The sequence below is a fragment of the Pedococcus sp. P1_H8 genome (genome assembly GCF_056405175.1).
The window spans coordinates 59,072-76,543 of the sequence record NZ_JBFUCP010000015.1 but is presented as its reverse complement, the minus strand read 5'-3'; the positions used below and the strand labels follow the sequence as shown (position 1 = coordinate 76,543).

The 17,472-nt window shown below is 66.0% G+C and carries 16 protein-coding genes; 6 read left to right on the top strand and 10 right to left on the bottom strand.

Features of this window, described 5'->3' with window-relative positions:
- The first annotated feature begins 90 nt into the window (after nt 1–90).
- The gene (locus AC1DYG_RS17885) at nt 91–288 is read left to right on the top strand and encodes a hypothetical protein (RefSeq protein WP_477641213.1); all 198 of its coding nucleotides are present in this window, start codon (nt 91–93) and stop codon (nt 286–288) included.
- Between the two features lie 194 nt (nt 289–482).
- Here the strand turns inward: AC1DYG_RS17885 and AC1DYG_RS17880 are convergent, their stop codons facing one another.
- The gene (locus AC1DYG_RS17880; RefSeq protein WP_477641212.1) at nt 483–1,070 is read right to left on the bottom strand and encodes a hypothetical protein; all 588 of its coding nucleotides are present in this window, start codon (nt 1,068–1,070) and stop codon (nt 483–485) included.
- Nucleotides 1,071–1,337: 267 nt separating this feature from the next.
- Complete coding sequence (locus tag AC1DYG_RS17875; protein WP_477641211.1) at nt 1,338–2,114, bottom strand: carboxymuconolactone decarboxylase family protein; 777 nt, start codon at nt 2,112–2,114, stop codon at nt 1,338–1,340.
- A 261-nt stretch (nt 2,115–2,375) separates the two neighbouring features.
- On the opposite strand from AC1DYG_RS17875, the gene AC1DYG_RS17870 reads away from it, so the two are divergent.
- The 4 genes from AC1DYG_RS17870 to AC1DYG_RS17855 all read left to right on the top strand — a co-directional run bounded on the left by AC1DYG_RS17870 (nt 2,376) and on the right by AC1DYG_RS17855 (nt 5,054).
- Nucleotides 2,376–2,837 carry a MerR family transcriptional regulator gene (locus tag AC1DYG_RS17870; protein ID WP_477641210.1) on the top strand — a complete coding sequence of 154 codons (462 nt, stop codon included), beginning with the start codon at nt 2,376–2,378 and terminating at the stop codon, nt 2,835–2,837.
- A 108-nt stretch (nt 2,838–2,945) separates the two neighbouring features.
- Nucleotides 2,946–3,341, top strand: a complete 396-nt coding sequence (locus AC1DYG_RS17865; RefSeq protein ID WP_477641209.1) for a (R)-mandelonitrile lyase — start codon at nt 2,946–2,948, stop codon at nt 3,339–3,341.
- Between the two features lie 50 nt (nt 3,342–3,391).
- The gene (locus tag AC1DYG_RS17860) at nt 3,392–4,435 is read left to right on the top strand and encodes an NAD(P)-dependent alcohol dehydrogenase (RefSeq protein ID WP_477641242.1); all 1,044 of its coding nucleotides are present in this window, start codon (nt 3,392–3,394) and stop codon (nt 4,433–4,435) included.
- A 34-nt stretch (nt 4,436–4,469) separates the two neighbouring features.
- A complete protein-coding gene (locus AC1DYG_RS17855; protein ID WP_477641208.1) occupies nt 4,470–5,054 on the top strand; it encodes a DapH/DapD/GlmU-related protein in 585 nt (194 codons plus the stop codon).
- 99 nt (nt 5,055–5,153) lie between these two features.
- Here AC1DYG_RS17855 and AC1DYG_RS17850 read toward each other — a convergent pair whose 3' ends face one another.
- From AC1DYG_RS17850 to AC1DYG_RS17825, 6 genes are all read right to left on the bottom strand, one after another.
- Complete coding sequence (locus AC1DYG_RS17850) at nt 5,154–6,623, bottom strand: glycoside hydrolase family 32 protein (protein WP_477641207.1); 1,470 nt, start codon at nt 6,621–6,623, stop codon at nt 5,154–5,156.
- Nucleotides 6,624–7,145 (bottom strand): LacI family DNA-binding transcriptional regulator, encoded by a 522-nt coding sequence (locus AC1DYG_RS17845; RefSeq protein WP_477641241.1) that lies wholly within the window; start codon nt 7,143–7,145, stop codon nt 6,624–6,626. It abuts the gene before it with no gap.
- Nucleotides 7,146–7,168: 23 nt separating this feature from the next.
- Nucleotides 7,169–8,098: a carbohydrate ABC transporter permease gene (locus tag AC1DYG_RS17840; RefSeq protein ID WP_477641206.1), complete on the bottom strand. Its 930-nt coding sequence runs from the start codon at nt 8,096–8,098 to the stop codon at nt 7,169–7,171.
- Nucleotides 8,095–9,078 (bottom strand): carbohydrate ABC transporter permease, encoded by a 984-nt coding sequence (locus AC1DYG_RS17835; RefSeq protein WP_477641205.1) that lies wholly within the window; start codon nt 9,076–9,078, stop codon nt 8,095–8,097. The genes AC1DYG_RS17840 and AC1DYG_RS17835 overlap by 4 nt, the downstream gene beginning before the upstream one ends.
- 80 nt (nt 9,079–9,158) lie before the next feature.
- Nucleotides 9,159–10,457: an ABC transporter substrate-binding protein gene (locus tag AC1DYG_RS17830; RefSeq protein ID WP_477641204.1), complete on the bottom strand. Its 1,299-nt coding sequence runs from the start codon at nt 10,455–10,457 to the stop codon at nt 9,159–9,161.
- 195 nt (nt 10,458–10,652) lie between these two features.
- Nucleotides 10,653–12,881 carry a glycoside hydrolase family 3 N-terminal domain-containing protein gene (locus AC1DYG_RS17825; RefSeq protein ID WP_477641240.1) on the bottom strand — a complete coding sequence of 743 codons (2,229 nt, stop codon included), beginning with the start codon at nt 12,879–12,881 and terminating at the stop codon, nt 10,653–10,655.
- Between the two features lie 592 nt (nt 12,882–13,473).
- Between AC1DYG_RS17825 and AC1DYG_RS17820 the strand changes: the two genes are divergently transcribed.
- The gene (locus AC1DYG_RS17820; RefSeq protein WP_477641203.1) at nt 13,474–14,532 is read left to right on the top strand and encodes a LacI family DNA-binding transcriptional regulator; all 1,059 of its coding nucleotides are present in this window, start codon (nt 13,474–13,476) and stop codon (nt 14,530–14,532) included.
- Between the two features lie 358 nt (nt 14,533–14,890).
- Here the strand turns inward: AC1DYG_RS17820 and AC1DYG_RS17815 are convergent, their stop codons facing one another.
- Together AC1DYG_RS17815 and AC1DYG_RS17810 are read right to left on the bottom strand one after the other, a co-directional pair.
- A complete protein-coding gene (locus AC1DYG_RS17815; RefSeq protein WP_477641202.1) occupies nt 14,891–16,132 on the bottom strand; it encodes a tyrosine-type recombinase/integrase in 1,242 nt (413 codons plus the stop codon).
- Between the two features lie 900 nt (nt 16,133–17,032).
- Nucleotides 17,033–17,311 carry a WhiB family transcriptional regulator gene (locus AC1DYG_RS17810; RefSeq protein ID WP_477641239.1) on the bottom strand — a complete coding sequence of 93 codons (279 nt, stop codon included), beginning with the start codon at nt 17,309–17,311 and terminating at the stop codon, nt 17,033–17,035.
- Between the last annotated feature and the right edge of the window lie 161 nt (nt 17,312–17,472).

Here is a 17,472-nt window from a genome sequence, read left to right as displayed (position 1 = left end):
CTCAAATAGTGTCCACCAAGTCCGACCGACAAGCCGCTCGAGACGCCGTGGCGTTACCACGAGAGCCAGTTAGCTGTCCTGGTACAGCGCGTGGGCGATGCGATTGATCGCTTCCGCGGCGGCGAGTCGGATGCCTTCGACGTTGACCAAGCCCTGTTCCAGTATTCGCGGGCGGCGAAAGAACTGTGGAAGTTCTGCAACGTTCGTGACCCTGAGCTGGCGGCGAACATCATCCTTGAGCGTCCGGTGGTCGATTGGTGGGAACGCGGAGCGCCCCGGAAGCGATGACGCGAAAGGTGCACGCTACGAGTGCTGCATATGCCCCGCCAGCTTGGTCGTCATGCGGCGATTTGACGCACGTTCCTGTGGCCGAAGGAGTGCTAGTCAAGGTCAGCGCCCCTCAAGGGTGCAGTGCCGACGACGCGACCTTGAGACGTGCACGGGAGCGTTCGCCGAGCGATAGTTCGGCTAGTCGCTTGGGCTCATGTCTGCCCCGCCTCATTGCGCGCTTGGTAGTAGTAGATCGCCTGCAGCGACTGGAGTCGCTTGAGGTGCGCCGCGGACTTGGCTTGAGGCATGGCGGCAGTTATGGCCGCGAGCTTCTCCTTCGCGCTTAAGGAGACCTCCGGCTGGTTGAACGGTGTACTCATAGGGTCCGTGAGCCAGTGAAGGAACACCTCGGTGGAAACGTCCTTCCCGTCAGGGATTGGAGAGCGCGGCATTCCCAGACCAGTGCCGCCCATAGGAATACCTCCGAAGCCCGTGCCGCCTCCGGCTTGTCCACCTGATACACCGCCCGGGCTAGCTCCACCACCTTCCTCGCGGACAATCATGGTCAACGTCTCCGAGGGTGGCTGCCCTGTCGCACCCTCGAGGATCTTGATCGCAGCCTGAAGCTCGTCCTGACTCAACGGCGGTCTGGTGTCCTTGGGCCAGTCTCGAGCAGCGATCGCATCGGCAAAGGTCGGATGAGGGATCGGTGGCGGTTCGTTCACGAGATGGTCGATCACCTGCTGGTTGCGCTGCTCCTGCATGTACTGCATCGCTGCAACGATCTCTGGATCCGGCATCGCCCTCTCCTGCCTGTGGCTTTCGAGTTCCGCTTCATGCGCACGTGCGCTCGTATACCAGTCAACACCGGCCCCGAGTCCGCACACCAGCTGTGCGCGAGAGGCACTCGATAGGCGTGGAGGTCGACGGTCTCACCGGAGCCTGACCTGGAGTATCTGCTCGTCGCCTCGCCCCCGTCGAGCGGCGCCGACAGGCGGTGTGACGCGGCTGCTTCGCCGATATGACACACCCTCACCCGTGGCCAAGCGGGGCCTGCGGGCAGGCGTCTACAGGTCCTTGACCGCCCGGAGCGCCGCGACCGCGCGCGGGAAGCCGATGTAGGGGAAACAGTGGACCAGGGCGCCGACCACCTCGGCCTTAGTGTTGCCGGTTTGGAGGCAGGCGCGGCCGTGGGGGCCGAGCTGTGCGGCGGTGTCCCCGATGGTTGCCAGCGCACAAAGCACCAGCAGTTCGCGCTGGGCCAGGGTGAGTCCGTCCCGCGTGTAGAAGTCGCCGAAGCACAACTCAGTGAGGAATCGGGGAAGTGCTGTGTTGAACGGTTCGGGCAGATCCGCCAGATTCTCCTTGATCTCGTTGCCGTACAGGGGCTCCTGGACGGCAAGGCCCTTCTCGTATCGGTTCTGGTCGGTGACGGTGCCCTGCTCCGGCAACGGTAGCGGGATCCCGCGTGCCCGAAAGACCTCATTGATCGTGGCGACGGCGTTGAGGGTGCGGGGGAAACCGATGAACGGTGCCAACTGGTACACGGCCTCACGGATGGCAACGGGCCCGACACCGACGTTGAGCGCGGCGCCCGTGTGGGACGTCAGCTGCGGCAGTGCCTGCAGGCAGGCCAACACGGTGACTGTGATGAGTTCACGGGCTTGGTCGTCCAGGGCACCGGTGTCGAAGACGTCTCCGAAGATGAACCCGCGCAGGACGCGCATCAGCTCTGGGTCGTCGTCGGGCGCACTCACGTCTCGCGGCCCGAAAAGGCGCTCATACGTTGCCTCTGCGTGCACCTGACGCTCGGAGACATCGACGCCTTGGACTTCGTCAGCCATGTGGGCACTGTTGCTGCCGCTCTCACCGCCGTCAAGTTCACCCTGGGCTGACATCGCGGCTCGGAGAGGGCACCGCACGCATACTCCAGTATCAGTAATGACACCGCGCCGGCACGCGGCGAATTGGGCGCGTGGCCAATCGAGCTCCTGCGTCCACACCGTTCTCGAGCAAGAACGGGAGCACCATCGGGTATGCGGTGCGTGAACTCGCTGCCTCGCAGGCTTTGACTTCAAGTACTTGAAGTTCCTAGCGTTGTGGACATGAGCGCCATGACCACCCGCCACGACTACACCATCAAGGAGGCCGCAGCGTTGACCGGCCTGCCGGCCAGCACGCTCCGGTACTACGAATCCATCGGGGTCATCGCCCCGGTCGGCCGTGGGGCAAGCAGTGGGCACCGCGTGTACGGCGAGGAGGACCTCGACCAGATCATGTGGGTGGCCTGCCTCGCGGCCACCGGCATGTCCGTGGGCGACATGCGCAAATACGTCGCGAACGGGCAGATGGGCCCAGCCGCCGCCAGTGAGCAGATCGAGCTGCTCACAGGGCAGCAGCGTCGACTGGAGTCGGAGGCCAAGCAGCTCGTCCTCCGGCAACGTTACGTGGCGTTGAAGATCGACTACTGGCACGCCGTGGCCGCGGGTGACGAGGGCCGTGCCGAGCTGCTGTCGGGCGAGGCCCGCACCTTGGCCGACGAGCTCAAGCGAGCCAGCAAGCGGTAGAGCCATGCCGCCGCTCCAGCCTCGCGGCGGCATACCCCACGCACCTGCTCCGAGTTCCGGGCAGCGCCTCGCGCGCCCTGGACCTGACACGAAGGAAGTGCACCACTCATGCAATTCATCCAGAGCGGCGGTCAGACCGCCGTGGGGCCGGCGGACTGGTTCACCGGCACCGTCTTCATCGACGGCATACGCAATCCCGACGAGCAGTCGGCCGTGGGCTGCGCGCACGTCCGGTTCACGCCCGGCGCGCGGACCGCGTGGCACAGCCACCCGAAGGGGCAGACCCTCTATGTCACCGACGGCGTCGGGTACGTCGCGCGACGCGGCGGCGAGACGCAGGAGATCCGTCCCGGCGACGTCGTCTACATCGAGCCGAACGAGGAGCACTGGCACGGTGCCACCTCCGACCGGTTCATGGCGCACGTCGCCATCCAGGAAGCCGACGACCAGGGCCAGGTCGTGGCCTGGCTCGACCACGTCACCGACGCCGAGTACGGCGCCTGAGCCCAACGCCCCCAACCATCCCCAGCCCCTCGCTTCTCCCGAACGAAGGAATTCCCTTGCGCGTCAACGCCTATGCAGCTCCATCCGTCGGCCAGCCCTTGGCCCCGACCACCATCGAGCGTCGTGAGGTCGGCGCCAACGACATCCTCATCCAGATCGAGTTCGCCGGCATCTGCCACTCCGACATCCACACAGTCAACGGCGACTGGGGCCCGCAGCCCTTCTCTGTCGTCCCCGGCCACGAGATCGTGGGCCTTGTCACCGAGGTCGGCACCGACGTCACCCGCCACCAGGTCGGTGACCGTGTCGGGGTGGGCTGCATGGTCAACTCGTGCGGTGAGTGCTCCAACTGCACGCGCGGGGATGAGCAGTACTGCGTCAAGGGCATGGTCGGTACGTACGCCGCGACCGACCGCGACGGGACCACGACGCAGGGCGGGTACTCGACTCACGTCGTGGTCCACGCCGACTACGTCCTGAGCGTGCCCGCGAGCCTCGACCCGGCCGCTGCGGCTCCTCTGCTGTGCGCCGGCATCACCACCTACGCCCCGCTGCGGCACTGGAACGCCGGCCCGGGCACAAAGGTCGCCGTGGTCGGTCTCGGCGGTCTCGGCCACATGGCCGTCAAGATCGCCCACGCCCTCGGCGCCGAGGTCACCGTGCTCTCGCAGTCGCTGAAGAAGCAGGAGGACGGGCTGCGCCTCGGCGCGGACCACTACTTCGCCGCCTCTGACCCGTCGACTTTCGAGCAGCTCGCCAGCGAGTTCGACCTCATCGTCAACACCGTGAGCGCGTCCATCGACCTCGACGCCTACCTCGGGCTGCTCGCCGTTGACGGCACGCTGGTCAACGTCGGCGCGCCAGCAGATCCGCTGCGCGTCAACGTGTTCTCACTCATCGGTGGGCGTCGCTCCTTCGCTGGGTCGATGATCGGCGGCATTGCCCTAACCCAGGAGATGCTCGACTTCTGCGCCGAGCACCACATCGGGGCCGAGATCGAGGTCATCCCTGCCGGCAAGATCAACGAGGCGTATCAGCGCGTGCTCGCCTCCGACGTGCGCTACCGGTTCGTCATTGACACCGCGACGCTCTGATCACCCTTCTCCCCCAACGGACAGGAGCCTGACCATGGAGCTGCACGAGTTCCTCGAGCACGTCAACAGCGGCGCGCTCATCGAGGGCGGCTCGCCCGCGCACCGGTTCATGCACGCCGCCTCCCAGGACGCGCTGCGCATCCTGGCAGAGCTGAATGGCGCGTACCGCACCCCGGACGAGGTCCGGCTCCTGTTGGCAGAACTCACCGGCAAGCCAGTGGACGAGTCCGTGACCGTGTTCCCACCGTTCTACAGCGAGTTCGGCAAGAACCTCACCCTCGGCAAGGACGTCTTCATCAACGTGGGCTGCCGTTTTCAGGACACTGGCGGTATCACGATCGGCGATGGCAGCCTCATCGGCCACGGCAGCACGCTCACGACCCTGAACCACAGCGTCGACCCGGGCAGGCGCGCCGACATGACGCCAGCTCCCATCGTCATCGGCCGCCAGGTCTGGCTCGGCGCCGCAGTGACAGTCGTGCCGGGCGTGACCATCGGCGACGGCGCCATCGTCGGCGCCGGGGCCGTCGTCACCAAGAACGTCGCGGCCGGAGCGATCGTCGGCGGTGTACCGGCCAAGCTGATTCGCATGACCGGCTTCGGACCCGAGAGTAAGTAGTCGGCACGACTAGTTCCGAAGCCGACAGTTCGTACAGCCAAGAGCCGTCGCCCTCAGGCGGCGGAGTGAAGCAGTGAAAGCGTCCGGGCACGACCAGTATCACGAGGTGTTGCTGGCTTGTTCCCGCCTCGATGGTTGCAAGCCGCCACCAGTTGTTCCTGCCATCCCGCCCGTCTCGTGCGGGGAGCGATGCGAGCTGGTCAACTCCCATACGCGTACTTGGGGCTGCTCGTGTCCGGTCAGCTCCAGCGACCATGGCGGTGGGTTGGTTGGGTAGAACCTGGTCGTTGCTACTCGTCCGTCGGGGAGGAAGAGCTCGAGGATGGATCCGTCTACGAACCCCACGATGCCGTCGGCAGAACGCAGTTCGCCGAGGTCGGTGAGGGTGATCACGCCTCCGTCGGCCCTGGCGTCGTTGCTCGCATGCTCGCGATCGATCGTGACGCTGTTCGCGCCGTAGTCAACGCAGAGTTCGAGGTACTCATCCTGCCCGAAGTGCAGGCGCAGGATGCATGCGTCGCCTGCAACGGTAGACAGGGGGGTCAGCAAGAGCTCGAACTGGGCCCCGAGTCCGTGGAGGCTTCCGGGCACGTCCTGACCTGTCTGCTCCACCCGCAATGTCGACATCTGCGCAAGCGGCGCACTGGAGAGAGCGCCGTCAGGCCGGAGAGAGACAGCGCGAGGAAGGGTGAGCATCCCCGACCAGCCGTCCTCGAGGCACCACTCCGGGGAGCGTCCCTCCGTCGCCCAACCCCAGACGAGTGGGCCGTAAGGGCTCTGGCCAAGGGCCGATGCCGCATAGAAGTTGGGGCCGTGGTCGACCAAGTGCACGGCCGACGCCTTCACCTCCGGGCCGTCCTTAGGGTCCGGGGCTGCGACCGAGAGGACGTTCATGATGCCCTCGGTCGGCGACCAGGACCCGACGAGCGCGACGAGCTGACCGTCGACGACCAGTATCTGGGGGCACTCCCACATGGCGCCTGAGTCCCATCCATCGGTCCTCGTCCGAGGCATTCTTAGTAGGGGGCCTGCGTACGCCCAGGTTTCGAGGTCGTCGGACTCGTAGAGCCGAACCATGGCGGTCTCATCGGAGGTGCCGGCACCCAGGGCCATCCGCCAGGTGGGTCCGTCGTGCCACACGAACGGGTCGCGCAGGACCTCGATGTTCTCCGCTTCAGCTGGACTCTCCACGACCTCGCGCGGCGACGCGAAGGAGTAGCCGCCGTCGCTGGAGGTGGCCATCAGGGTGCGTTGGAGCGGCTCGCCGGTGACGTTTCCGGAGTAGAACGCCCGCACGAGGGACGAGTCGTCGAGGACGGTGTTCCCGGACCAGCACCCACCCCGGTCGCCCAGCTGCGGATGCGGGGCGATCGCCGGCCTGTGGTAGTCCCAGTGCACGAGGTCTGTACTGGTGACATGGCCCCACAGGACCGGCGAGGCAAGGTCGAGGGTAGGCCGGTACTGGTAATAGAGGTGGGCGACGTCCCCGACGAGGATCGGACCATTCGGGTCGTTCATGTACCCGGCGGGTGGGCGCACGTGGTACTTCGGAAACAGGTGCTCGCTCATCTAGCTCCTGGAGAAGGGCGTTGGTGAGGCGTTCAACATTTGCTCCGGCTCTGAGTCAACAGCTCTTGGACTGAGGGCCTCCGTGTCAACGCGCAGCGCTCCCTTGTGTCTCCGTCTCATCGACGCCGCAGCCTCGTTGCGTTCATACCCCAGGGAGGCAATCGCGTGGAGCACAGCATCGCGGGTGGTGTCGCGGACGTGTGGATTCCCGTTCACGACGCGCGAGACCGTTGCGATGCTCACTCCAGCGATCCGCGCCACATCCCTGACCGTGGGCGTGCCGGGTGTGTGCGGGTTGCCGGGCTGCGTGCGCGCCGACTGCAATCCCTCGTACGAGGTCGGCGTTCCTGGTTCGGTTTCCGCTCCGGAGTCGAGCTGATATATCACGGCATGATCACCCGCAGCAGAAGTCCCCGACGGAGTATCCACTGGTTCTGCACCGCCTATCGAGACCGCAGTATTGCTCCGCGAGGCGGAGGTTGCTGCGGCGCAGTCTGGCGCTGGGCGGGTTGATTGGGTCATGGCTGACATCGGGCGGTCCCACCTCAGCCCTTGACCGCGCCCGAGGTCATGCCTCGGATGAAGTAGCGCTGGAGTGCGAGGAAGACGAGGATCGGCACGATGATCGTGATGAACCCTGCTGCGGGGATGAGCTCGCGTCCTGCTCCGGTCTGTCCCTGCAGGCCCTGGAGTGCCACGGTCGCGACCGTGTTGTCGCCTCGTCCCAGGAAGATCAGCGCGACGAGCAGGTCGTTCCAGACCCAGAGGAACTGGAAGATCGCGAATGACGCCAGCGCGGGGGTGGACATCGGCATGATGAGGCGCCAGAACGTGGTGAAGTGGCTGGCGCCATCGATCTTGGCGGACTCGATGATGGCGGTAGGCAGTCCGGACATGTAGGTGCGCAGGATGTAGATGGCGAGAGGCATCCCGAACCCGATGTGCGCGAGCCACACGGCAAGGAAGGTCCCGTTGAGGCCAAGGCTGCCGTACAGCTTCACGAGCGGCACGAACGCCACCTGGCTGGGCACGACGAGCAGGCCCACGATGACGATGAACATGAGGTCCCGACCGCGCCACTTCATGAAGGTGAACGCGTACGCGGCGAAGGCAGCGATGAGGATCGGTATCACCGTCGCCGGGAGCGCCACGATGAAGCTGTTGAGGAAGGCTTGGCCCATGGGAATGCCGGCGGCGGGCGAGGTCAGGGCCTGGGAGTAGTTCTGGAGCGTCCACGAGGAATTGAACGGGTTGAAGAACGCCGTCCACCACCCCGAGGAGAACTGGTCGTCACGTGGACGGAACGAGTTGACGAGCATCCCGAGCGCAGGGACCACCCAGGCGATGCACAGGATGAGCAGGCCGACACGCACTGGCCAGGTCGCGCTGCCAGCACCGCTGCCAGGCTTGCTCTGGCGCACCTTCTGCGGTTCGTCGGCAGGCGTTCCGGTTCCGGGCTGGACTGTTGTGGTCATCGTGCAGCCTCCTCTTGGCGGAAGTGACGGACTTGGTAGATCAGGACCGGGATGATCGCGATCAGGAGGATGACGACGATGGCGGCCGCGTACCCGTTGTTGCCCTGGGTGTAGAGCTCGTCGTAGAAGCGGCGTCCGATGACGTCGGTGTTGTAGGCGCCGTTGGTCGTGACGTACACGACGTCGAACACCTTCATGACGCCGATGAGCACGGTGATGAAGACGGTGATCACCGTCGGCCAGATCTGCGGGACGATGATGTTGAAGAAGATCCGCCGCTCCCCCGCGCCATCAATGCGGCCGGCCTCGACGGTGTCCTCCGGGACGCTCTTGACCGCCGACGACAGCAGCACCATGGAGAACCCGACCTGGGTCCAGATCAGGATGATCATGAGCATCAGGCTGTTGAGGTGCAGGGTGCTCGTGCCGTACCAGAACACCGGGGCTCGGTTGAAGAAGCCCAGGACCGCGTTGAGCAGACCGGTCTGGGGCGCGCCCTCGGGCTGGTAGTCGTAGATAGTGCGCCAGATGGTCGCTGCTCCGACCATGCTGATGGCCATCGGTAGGAAGATGAACGTCTTCGTCAGCTTCTCGCCTCGGGGTCGTAGGCGGTCCGTGAGCACTGCGACGCCCAGGCCCAGCACCACGGTCAGGGCCGGGACGATGATGATCCAGAGGAGGTTGTTGGTGATCACGGACAGGAACGTCTTGTCGGTGACGAGGTCGGTGTAGTTCTTGACGCCGACGTACGCCGTCGAGTCCTCGTTGGCGAAGCTGTATTCGATGGTGACGATGGCCGGGTAGATGAGGTAGACGGCGATCGCGAGGATCGCGGGCCCCGCGAACATCCACGGTTTGACGCGGTCCTCCCAGCGGCCCTTGAGGGACTCGGCCAGTTTGTTGAGGATCCAGAAGATGATGACAGCGCCGCCGATACCGCCGACGATCGCGGTCACTGCGTTCACGAGCTTGATGGCCATGACACTTCCTCTCTGAAGTGGGACAGAGCGCTGGCAGCCTTGGGGGTGACCGATGGATCACCCCCAAGGCCGGGCGGATGTCAGCTGCCGGTCTTCGGGAAGCTGTCGTCGATGTTGGTGAGCGTCGTGTTGAGGTCCTGCTGGCCGGAGATCCACTTGACGGGCTCGGTCCAGAAGGTGCCTGCCCCCACCTTGGCGGGCATCAGGTCCGAGCCGTCGAAGCGTGCGGCGGTGGCCTTGTAGAGCACGTCGCTGGCGATCGTCTGGAGGGTCTTGTTCGGCAGCAGCGACACGTCCGCCGTCTTGTGCGGTGAGAACGCGCCCGCCTTTGCCTGCTCGACGCCGTTCTCCTTGCTCGCGATGAAGTTGCGCAGCTTGAGCGTGTTGGCGTCGTTGTTGAAGGCGGCGGCGATGTCACCACCGATGAGGACGGGGTTGTCGCCCTCGGTCTTGGCCGGGAAGGGCAGCGGACCCGTCTCGGTGTCGACCTTGGCGATGACCGCGTCGGGGAAGCCGCCCTTGTTGGCCACGAAGGTGGCCTGCTTGAACAGGTAGCAGCCCGGGGGCTGGGCGAACATAGCGTTGCCGCCGGTCTGGAAGTTCGTCGCGACGATGGACTTCGTGCCACCGCGCACGTTGCCCTTCGTGAAGGCGATCTTCTGGAAGTACTCCCATGCCGGCTTGATCTCGGGGCTGTTGAACTTCAGCTCGCCCTTGACCCACTTGTCGTAGTTTTCGGGGCCGGCGAAACGCAGGACGAGGTCCTCGATCCAGTCGGTGATCGGCCAGCCGGTGGCGGCGCCGGACTCGGCGGCGATGCACCACGGGGTCTTGCCTTCGGCCTTGATCTTCTCGGTGAGGGCGAGCAGTTCGTCGAGGGTCTTGGGTGCCGCGTATCCGGCTGCCTTGAAGGCCGGCGCGTCGGTCCACAGGACGCTCTTGACGCTCACTTCGTTGGGCAGGCCGTAGACCTTGCCGTCGGCACACGTGCCGGCCTCGACGATGCCCGGTACGAGCGTCTCCTTGTTCGTGGCGACGGTGGCGGCGTCGAACGGGACGAGCTTGCCCTGCTTGGCCAGGTCACACATGAGGCCCGGCTGGGGGAAAAGGCCCACGTCAGGGGGGTTGCCGCCCTGGACCTTGGTGCGGATCTCGGTGTCCCACGAAGCCGCCTTGATGAAGTTCACGGTGATGCCGTTCTGCTTGGCCCAGTTCGAGACGTCGGCCTTGAAGGCGGGCTCGCTGTCGGGACCCAGGCCGTACATCACCGAGACGGTCTTCTTGCCGGGGCCGGTCGCAGCAGAGCCGTTGCCGGTCGAGTTATTGGTACTTCCCGCGGACAGACAGCCCGAGGCGAGCCCGGCAACGCCAATCCCCATGATGGCTGTGATCGTTGCTCTTCTATTGATCATCTGTGCTTTCTCCTTGGAGGTTTGGGGGCGCCTTTGGCCCCACGCTGACCGGTCGCGCGTCTGCAGCCCGGCTTCGAAAGAACTCCGACGTCGCCGCCGGTGGAACGAGAACGGAGCACCGTGGATCTCACGGCACGTCACCCGCTGAAGGGTTCACGCCGATCAAGGGCCACCCCTTGATGAAATGCGGAATCCCGCGCTCAACTGCTTCTCCCGGCGTGAGCTGGGGCCCACGCGGAGTGTGAACTCGCCTGGTTCGACCACGCGGCGGTTGCCGGCTGTGACCAGTGAGCACTGCGAGGCAGGAATGCTGATGTCGACGTCCAGACTTTCGCCGGGAGGGACCTCGACCTGGGTGAAGGCCTTCAGCTCCTGTTCGGCCCAGGTGACGCTGGTCGTCATGTCGCTGACGTAGGCCTGCACCGTTTCCAAAGCCGGACGAGTTCCGCTGTTGGTGAGTCGTACCGTGGCATTGACGGCGCCGTCAGGGCAGGCGTCCGGGTCGTTCACGACAAGGTCGGAGTAGGTGACGGTGGTGTAGCTGAGGCCCTCGCCGAACGCGAATAGGGGGTCCTGGGTGAGGTCCGCGTAGTGGTCCCCGTGCTGGCCTCGCACTTGGTTGTAGTAGACCGGTTGCTGTCCGACGTGCCGCGCGAACGTGATTGGCAGTCGGCCGCTGGGTTCGATGAGTCCGAGGAGGAGTTCGGCGATGGCGCGACCGCCGCGCATGCCCGGGTTGAACGCTTCGATGAGTGCTGGCGCGTTCAGTGCCGACTCCGGCAGGGTGCTCGGCTTGGACTGGATCAGGACGACGATCATGGGGGTGCCGGTGGCGGCGACTGCGTCCAGCAGCGCGATCTGGCCCCCTTGGAGGTCAAGCGTGGCCGTGGAACGCACCTCCCCAGTGAGGGCGATGGTGTCTCCCACCACGACGACGGCGTAGTCGGCGGCCTTCGCGGCGGCAGTCGCCTCCCGAAGCTGTGCCTTGTCGACCGCGGCGGGGATGAAAGCCGGTGGCTGCGGTTGGCCGTCGGGCCCGATCGACCACTCGCCGTGGGGGGCGAGGGTGTCGATGTTGGCCCCGCGGGCGTACGTGACGGTCCAGTCAGCAGGCGCGACGGCGCGAAGACCGTCGAGCACCGTCTCCACCGACTCGCGTGGATGTCCGTCGGGCATCCACCGGACCTGGCCGGAGGCACCCGCCCAGTCGCCGAGCATGGCTTCGGGGCTGTCAGCGTTGGGGCCGATGACCGCAACCGTCCGCGATGCCACCTGGCCCGCGGCACGGCCAGTGTCGTCCGGGGTCAGGCCGCCGTCGAGAGGCAGGACGCCGTCGTTGCGCAACAGCACCAGGGAACGTCGGGTGGTCTCGAGGTTGAGGTCGATGTGTTCACGGCAGCCGATCACCTTTGCTTGCCGTTCGGGGTCGGGACGGCGAGGGTCCTCGAAGAGCCCCAGCTCGAACTTCTGCCGCAGAACCCTCCGTACCGCATCATCGATCTGCTTCTCGTCGACCAGGCCGAGGGCTACAGCCTCCTGCGCGGCCTCGAAGAAAGCTGGTGTGGCCATGATCAGGTCGTTCCCGGAGTTGACGGCAACCGCCGCCGCCTCGACCTGGTCAGCGCAGATGCGCTGGTCGTAGACCATCCGGCCGACGTTGTCCCAGTCGGTCACGAGTACGCCGGCGAAGCCCCACTCGCGCCTGAGCACGTCGTCGAGCAGCCACTGATGCGCGGTGATCGGCACTCCGTCTATCGACTGGTACCCCAGCATGAAGGTGCGGCAACCGGCGCCCACTGCCCGCTCGAATGGAGGAAGGAACCATGACCGAAGCTTCCGCGGGCTCAGGTCGGCCTCGCTCGCATCGCGCCCACCCAGAGTCTCGGAGTAGCCGGCGAAGTGTTTGGCGCATGCCAGCACGGCGGTACGGTCGCTGACGCCGTCCCCCTGATAGCCGCGCACCATGGCTGCCCCGAGCTCGCCGATCAAGTAGGGGTCCTCGCCGAAGGTCTCGTTGATCCGGCCCCAGCGCAGGTCCCGAGTGATGCACAGCACCGGCGACAGGGTCCAGTGGATTCCGGTTGACGAGATCTCGGTCGCCGCCGCGCGGGCGACACGCTGCAACAAGGAGGGATCCCAGGTGCAGGCCATGGCCAGCTGAGTTGGGAAGATCGTCGCGCCAGGCCAGAACGAATGGCCGTGGATGCAGTCCTCGGCCGTCAGCAGCGGAATGTTGAGCGGCGTCTGTTGGCTCAGTTCCATGACCTCGGACATTCGCGCCGGAGGCACGTGCAGCACCGACCCGGCCAACTTGGTCGACACGATGTCCACCAGATCCTCGTGTTGAGCATCGAGCATCAACAACTGTCCGACCTTCTCCGCCAGGCTCATCTGGGGCAGCAGGTCCTCGACCCTCGCCTCCACAGGAGCTTCCGGATCCAGGTACGTAACAGAGCGGACCGACTGTCCCACCGTGGTCTCCAAGTCATGAGTCGTCACAGGTCAAAGAGTTCTTTTCTCGACCGGGGTCGTGTGCAAGTGAGATGCGCCAAGACGGGTGCTGCGCCCATGAGGGCGTCTAGCTGCTCTCCGACCCGGAGTTGGTGCACTCCGAGAACACCCTGCGCGTTCCCGCTTGGGGGAAACGAGACGCTGCCAGCTCCGCATGGGGCTAGCCGTGGGCTAAGGGTCACAGTCGCTTTTGGCTTGGGAACCCTGGCCGATCCGTCTGATGATCGTGGAAATCTATGCGCTTAAGTGCGTAGCAAAGTTAAGCGCATAGATAGCGGCGTGGCAAGGGATTCCCGACTCCTGTTTTCATCGCGGGCTGGCCCTCGGGTGAGCGCCCTGATACGGCCGCCCGAGTCGAGCGAGACGACGTCGTGCGCCCGGCTGCCCGGCCTATTGGCTTAGATGCCCGGCTCGTACCCCCTGGAAGACCTGCCGGTCTATGCGCATATAGTTCGCATCAGGAGGTTGCCTGATGCGCAGGGGTCCCACGGTTTACGAGGTCGCCGAGCGAGCTGGCGTGTCCATCGCGACGGTGTCCTTCACTTTTCGGCGACCCGAAAAGGTGAAAGAGGCGACACGTCATCTGGTCCACGCGGCTGCCCGCGAACTGGGTTACATACCAAGCGGTAGCGCCCGGGGACTGGCCGGTGGCCGGACAGGTGCCTTGGGCTTGATATCGCTGGATTACCGGCCCGTCGCCGCCCCAGAAATCGGAGCTATCTCGGGTTCGAGGGATGCGAATGATGACTTCCGCTCGTTCCCGGTGTTCGTGGACGAAGTCCAACGAGGCGTCGAGCAGGAGTGCTGGCGCCGAGGGTATGCAGTGATGATCGCCGGAGCCAATCCCTCCAACGCCGAAGCAGTTCTGACGGACATGGCCGGCCGGGTCGATGGCTTTGCACTGTTCTTTGCTGGAATGGCGGACGACGCGGAGGTCCGCCGCGTGGCTGAACGGCTGCCAGTGGTGCTCCTAAGTGGACCAGGCGATGACGCGCTGAGCACGGTCCGCGTGGACAACGCGGCTGGGATGCGGGCTCTAACCACACACCTCGTGGAGACACACAACCTGCGCCACCTGCGCTTTGTCGGCCCTACCTACGACTCGGATCGGAGGGAACGCTACGACGCGTTTCGCGAGACGCTACGCACCGCCAAACTTCCCGTGGCGCGCAGGCCATTGGCGGCAGCCGGCGATCATCGAGAGGCCATTTCGGACCTGATGGAGCGCAATGAACTCCCTGACGCCTTCGTGTGTGCAAATGACGAAGTTGCACTGGCGGTCATGGACACGTTGAAAGAGCTCAAGATCGATGTCCCGGGACAGGTTGCGGTCACAGGCTTCGACGGACTCGTTTCGGGGCGATTGATTAGCCCCCAGCTCACCACCGTTCGCCAGCCGATGGAGGCCATGGGCGCGACAGTGGTTCGGGTCCTCATTGACCGCATCGAACAGCCGGGGATCCCCGCAGTCTCGGAGTGCCTGCCCGTCCAGTTGATGGTGCGGCAGAGTTGCGGTTGCCAACCCAACTAGGCGAAGCGAACAGCACGGTCGAGCTTCCTTTGGCTGCGCCGGACCTGCCACCTACGCCGAGTCGATGCGTTGCAGCCTGGGAGTGACGCGGGTCCGCAAGAGCGGAAGAGCACACGGCTCGCGAAAGCCATCCCCACTGAACCCGTTGAAATTCGCACCCGGAGCAGCACGACGACTTCGCCGGACGTGTGACACGCCATTCGAGCCTGCCAACACGTCTGCCACTCCGGGCGAATGGGCGCCCATAGTGGGCCGAAGTGACGCGCCCATATCGGCCACATCCGTCCAGGGGTCCCGGTCGTTCATTGATGCGAAAGCCGCGTGAGGGCGCGGATCACGAGCCCGAGCCAAATGGGGGTCACGGGTCGGGCGTTGCTGCCTCCCCTGCGGCGTCCTGCCTGGACGCTGCTCGCGCCGGGTCCTGGTGAAGGTGCCGGTCGATGGCATCGGCGACGGCGCCGTCGGTGAGCGGGAGCGCGTGGGCGTATTCGCGCAGGGTGGTGGCGGCGTCGGCGTGCCCGAGCCGGGCCTGTGCGGCGAGGATCTGCCCGCGTGCGACCAGGAAGGTGGCCACGGAGTGTCGCAGTCGGTGCAGGGTGGCGTCCGGGACTCCGGCGGCGTCGCGCACCAGCGCGAAGCGGTGGCCGAGGACTTCGGCGCCGAGTCTGTGTTGGTGGGCCAGGTCGGGGCTGAACAGCCATGGACCCACCGGTTGCCCGGCTCGCGTCGACCATTGCCGTTCCAGGTGGTGCCACAGCGCGGCGGTGGAGCACCCGACGCTGAGGGTGCGGCTTCGTCCCGACTTGGGCGTGGTGAGCTGACCGGCGGACAGGGCGCGTTCGATGGTCAGGACGCGGCCGTCCAGGTCGGCCAGGCGCAGGGCGGCCAGCTCGCCGCGGCGGGCGCCGGTGTCGGCGGCGAGCCGAACCAGCAGCAGGTCCTGCTCTGCCCGGCGCAGCCGGCCCGCGGAGCCGGTGTCGCCGGGGTGGTGGTTGGCGTGGGCTTCCAGGACGGCGGTCTCGGCGGTGGCGATCAGCGCCCGCACGGCCTGGTCGGGCAGGGGGCGTCGGGGCGGGACGCGGCCGGGGCTGCGCATCCCGCGCAGGGGGTGCTCGGGCAGGATGCGTTCGTCCCAGGCCCAGGACAGCGCCGAGCGGAGCACCCGGAACCGGCCACCGACCACGGACAGGGTGGCGCCGGCGGCGGTCCATCGGGTCATCGCGGCGCGCACCAGCGCCGGGCTCAGGCGGGCGGGCGGCACTTGGGCGATGGGGTCGGCGCGCAGGGCGCGGGCCACGGAGCGGTGGCTGACCAGGGTGGCGGGCTTCCACGGGTGGTCGGCCTCCAGCCACTGACTGAGCAGGTCGCCGACGGTCAACGCCGCGGACCGGGTCAGCGGCTCGGTGGTGAGTAGCAGGACTCGTCGGGCGTCGGCGTCGGCCTCGGTGCCGTGCACCGTGACCGACAGCTGGCGACGGCGCCCGGTGAGTGGGTCGGGGGCGGTGGGGACGCGGACCTCCCACACCCCGGGCCGGCGCTGGCGTTGCGTGCCGCTCCCCCGCCGGCGGGATCCAACAGCAGCGGGCGGCGTCTGGGTCATCGCACCAGCCTGCCCGCGCCAGTTTCGGCTGCTCGCAGACCCCGATGCAGGGATGGAACGAGGGATGAGGGACGCCTGCGGCTGTCCGCACCCTCAGGGACGAGTAAGGCCCTGACCGGCGTTGCCGCAGGTCAGGGCCCCAGTCGTCTGTCTCAACGCAGCGTGCGCCCGAAGGGATTCGAACCCCTAACCTTCTGATCCGTATTCGCGGACGGCGACTGGCCGCGACTCTGCGTGACCCGAACAGGATCCCCAAGGCATATCGTCGCAGGTCAGAGCGCTGCCGACGTCTTGAGTCGCCCCGGGGCGAGTGTTGTCGGATCGATACCTCGCCCACTCAAGTTCGACTCTTTGGGCCCAATTCTGAGCCCAAAGATATTCACTCTCCCGCCGTGGTCTTCCTACAATGGGCCGCCCGCGTGAGCGGAGAGGATGGTGACGTCTCGGGCTGGATGTCGCACGAGATGGTGCACGGAGCTGCTGAGTTGGATGCTAACCTGCGCAGTCGCCTCTGTCCGAAGATCGGACGGTCATCGGTTCGAGCCGCCGTGGCCACGCGTGAGAGCGATGCTCCGCAAAAGTCCAATGTCAAGCTCCGCGACATCGCGGCACACGTGGTCACACAGTCGAACGAACCGCGTCACGTCATGGGAGCAAGCGGGGGCACTTCTCCAGCAACCGTCGACCCGGCACATAGCGCTGCCTTGCGACGCCGCCGCCACGGACCAACTGGGGATCGATGCCACCCACGGGTGGCCCCAACTCGTCCCAGCCCACCGGCGCTCGTCCTCGACCGCAGTGCGTCCCGCTGGCCGCGGTGTCGTGTCAAGCAGTTGGGCAAGGAGGTCGCCTTCAGTGCAAGACCTGCGGCCTTCGTCCGCCGGGAGACCGGGACTGGTGTCAATTATCTAGGGCGCTGTGGTAATCCCATCGCTGGTCCTCGGTCATTCCGCCCCAGACTCCGTAGGGCTCGCGCGTCTGAAGGGCGTGATCGCGGCAACACTGAAGTACGGGGCAACTTTCACAGACAGCGATGGCCTGGGACAGGCGTGAGCGACGGTTCAAGCCCCGTTCTCCCTCGGGATGGAAGAAGAGCTCTGGGTTCGCCTGCCTGCAGGCGCCTTTCAACTGCCAATCCCACAGATCGGCGACGGGAGCAAGGATCCGCGCTGCTCGCACTATGCCGACCTCAACCGTCCGCGTGGCCAGTACTGAGCGTTCGTTGTCCCGCACCGTGGTCGTGCGTAAACGCCGCGCACCTCTGAGCTGCGGCGTGGCCCAGGTGGGTGCCCGGCTGCTCTGGTGTTCCCTCGGATGTGTCGGTATACCGCGGGGCCAGG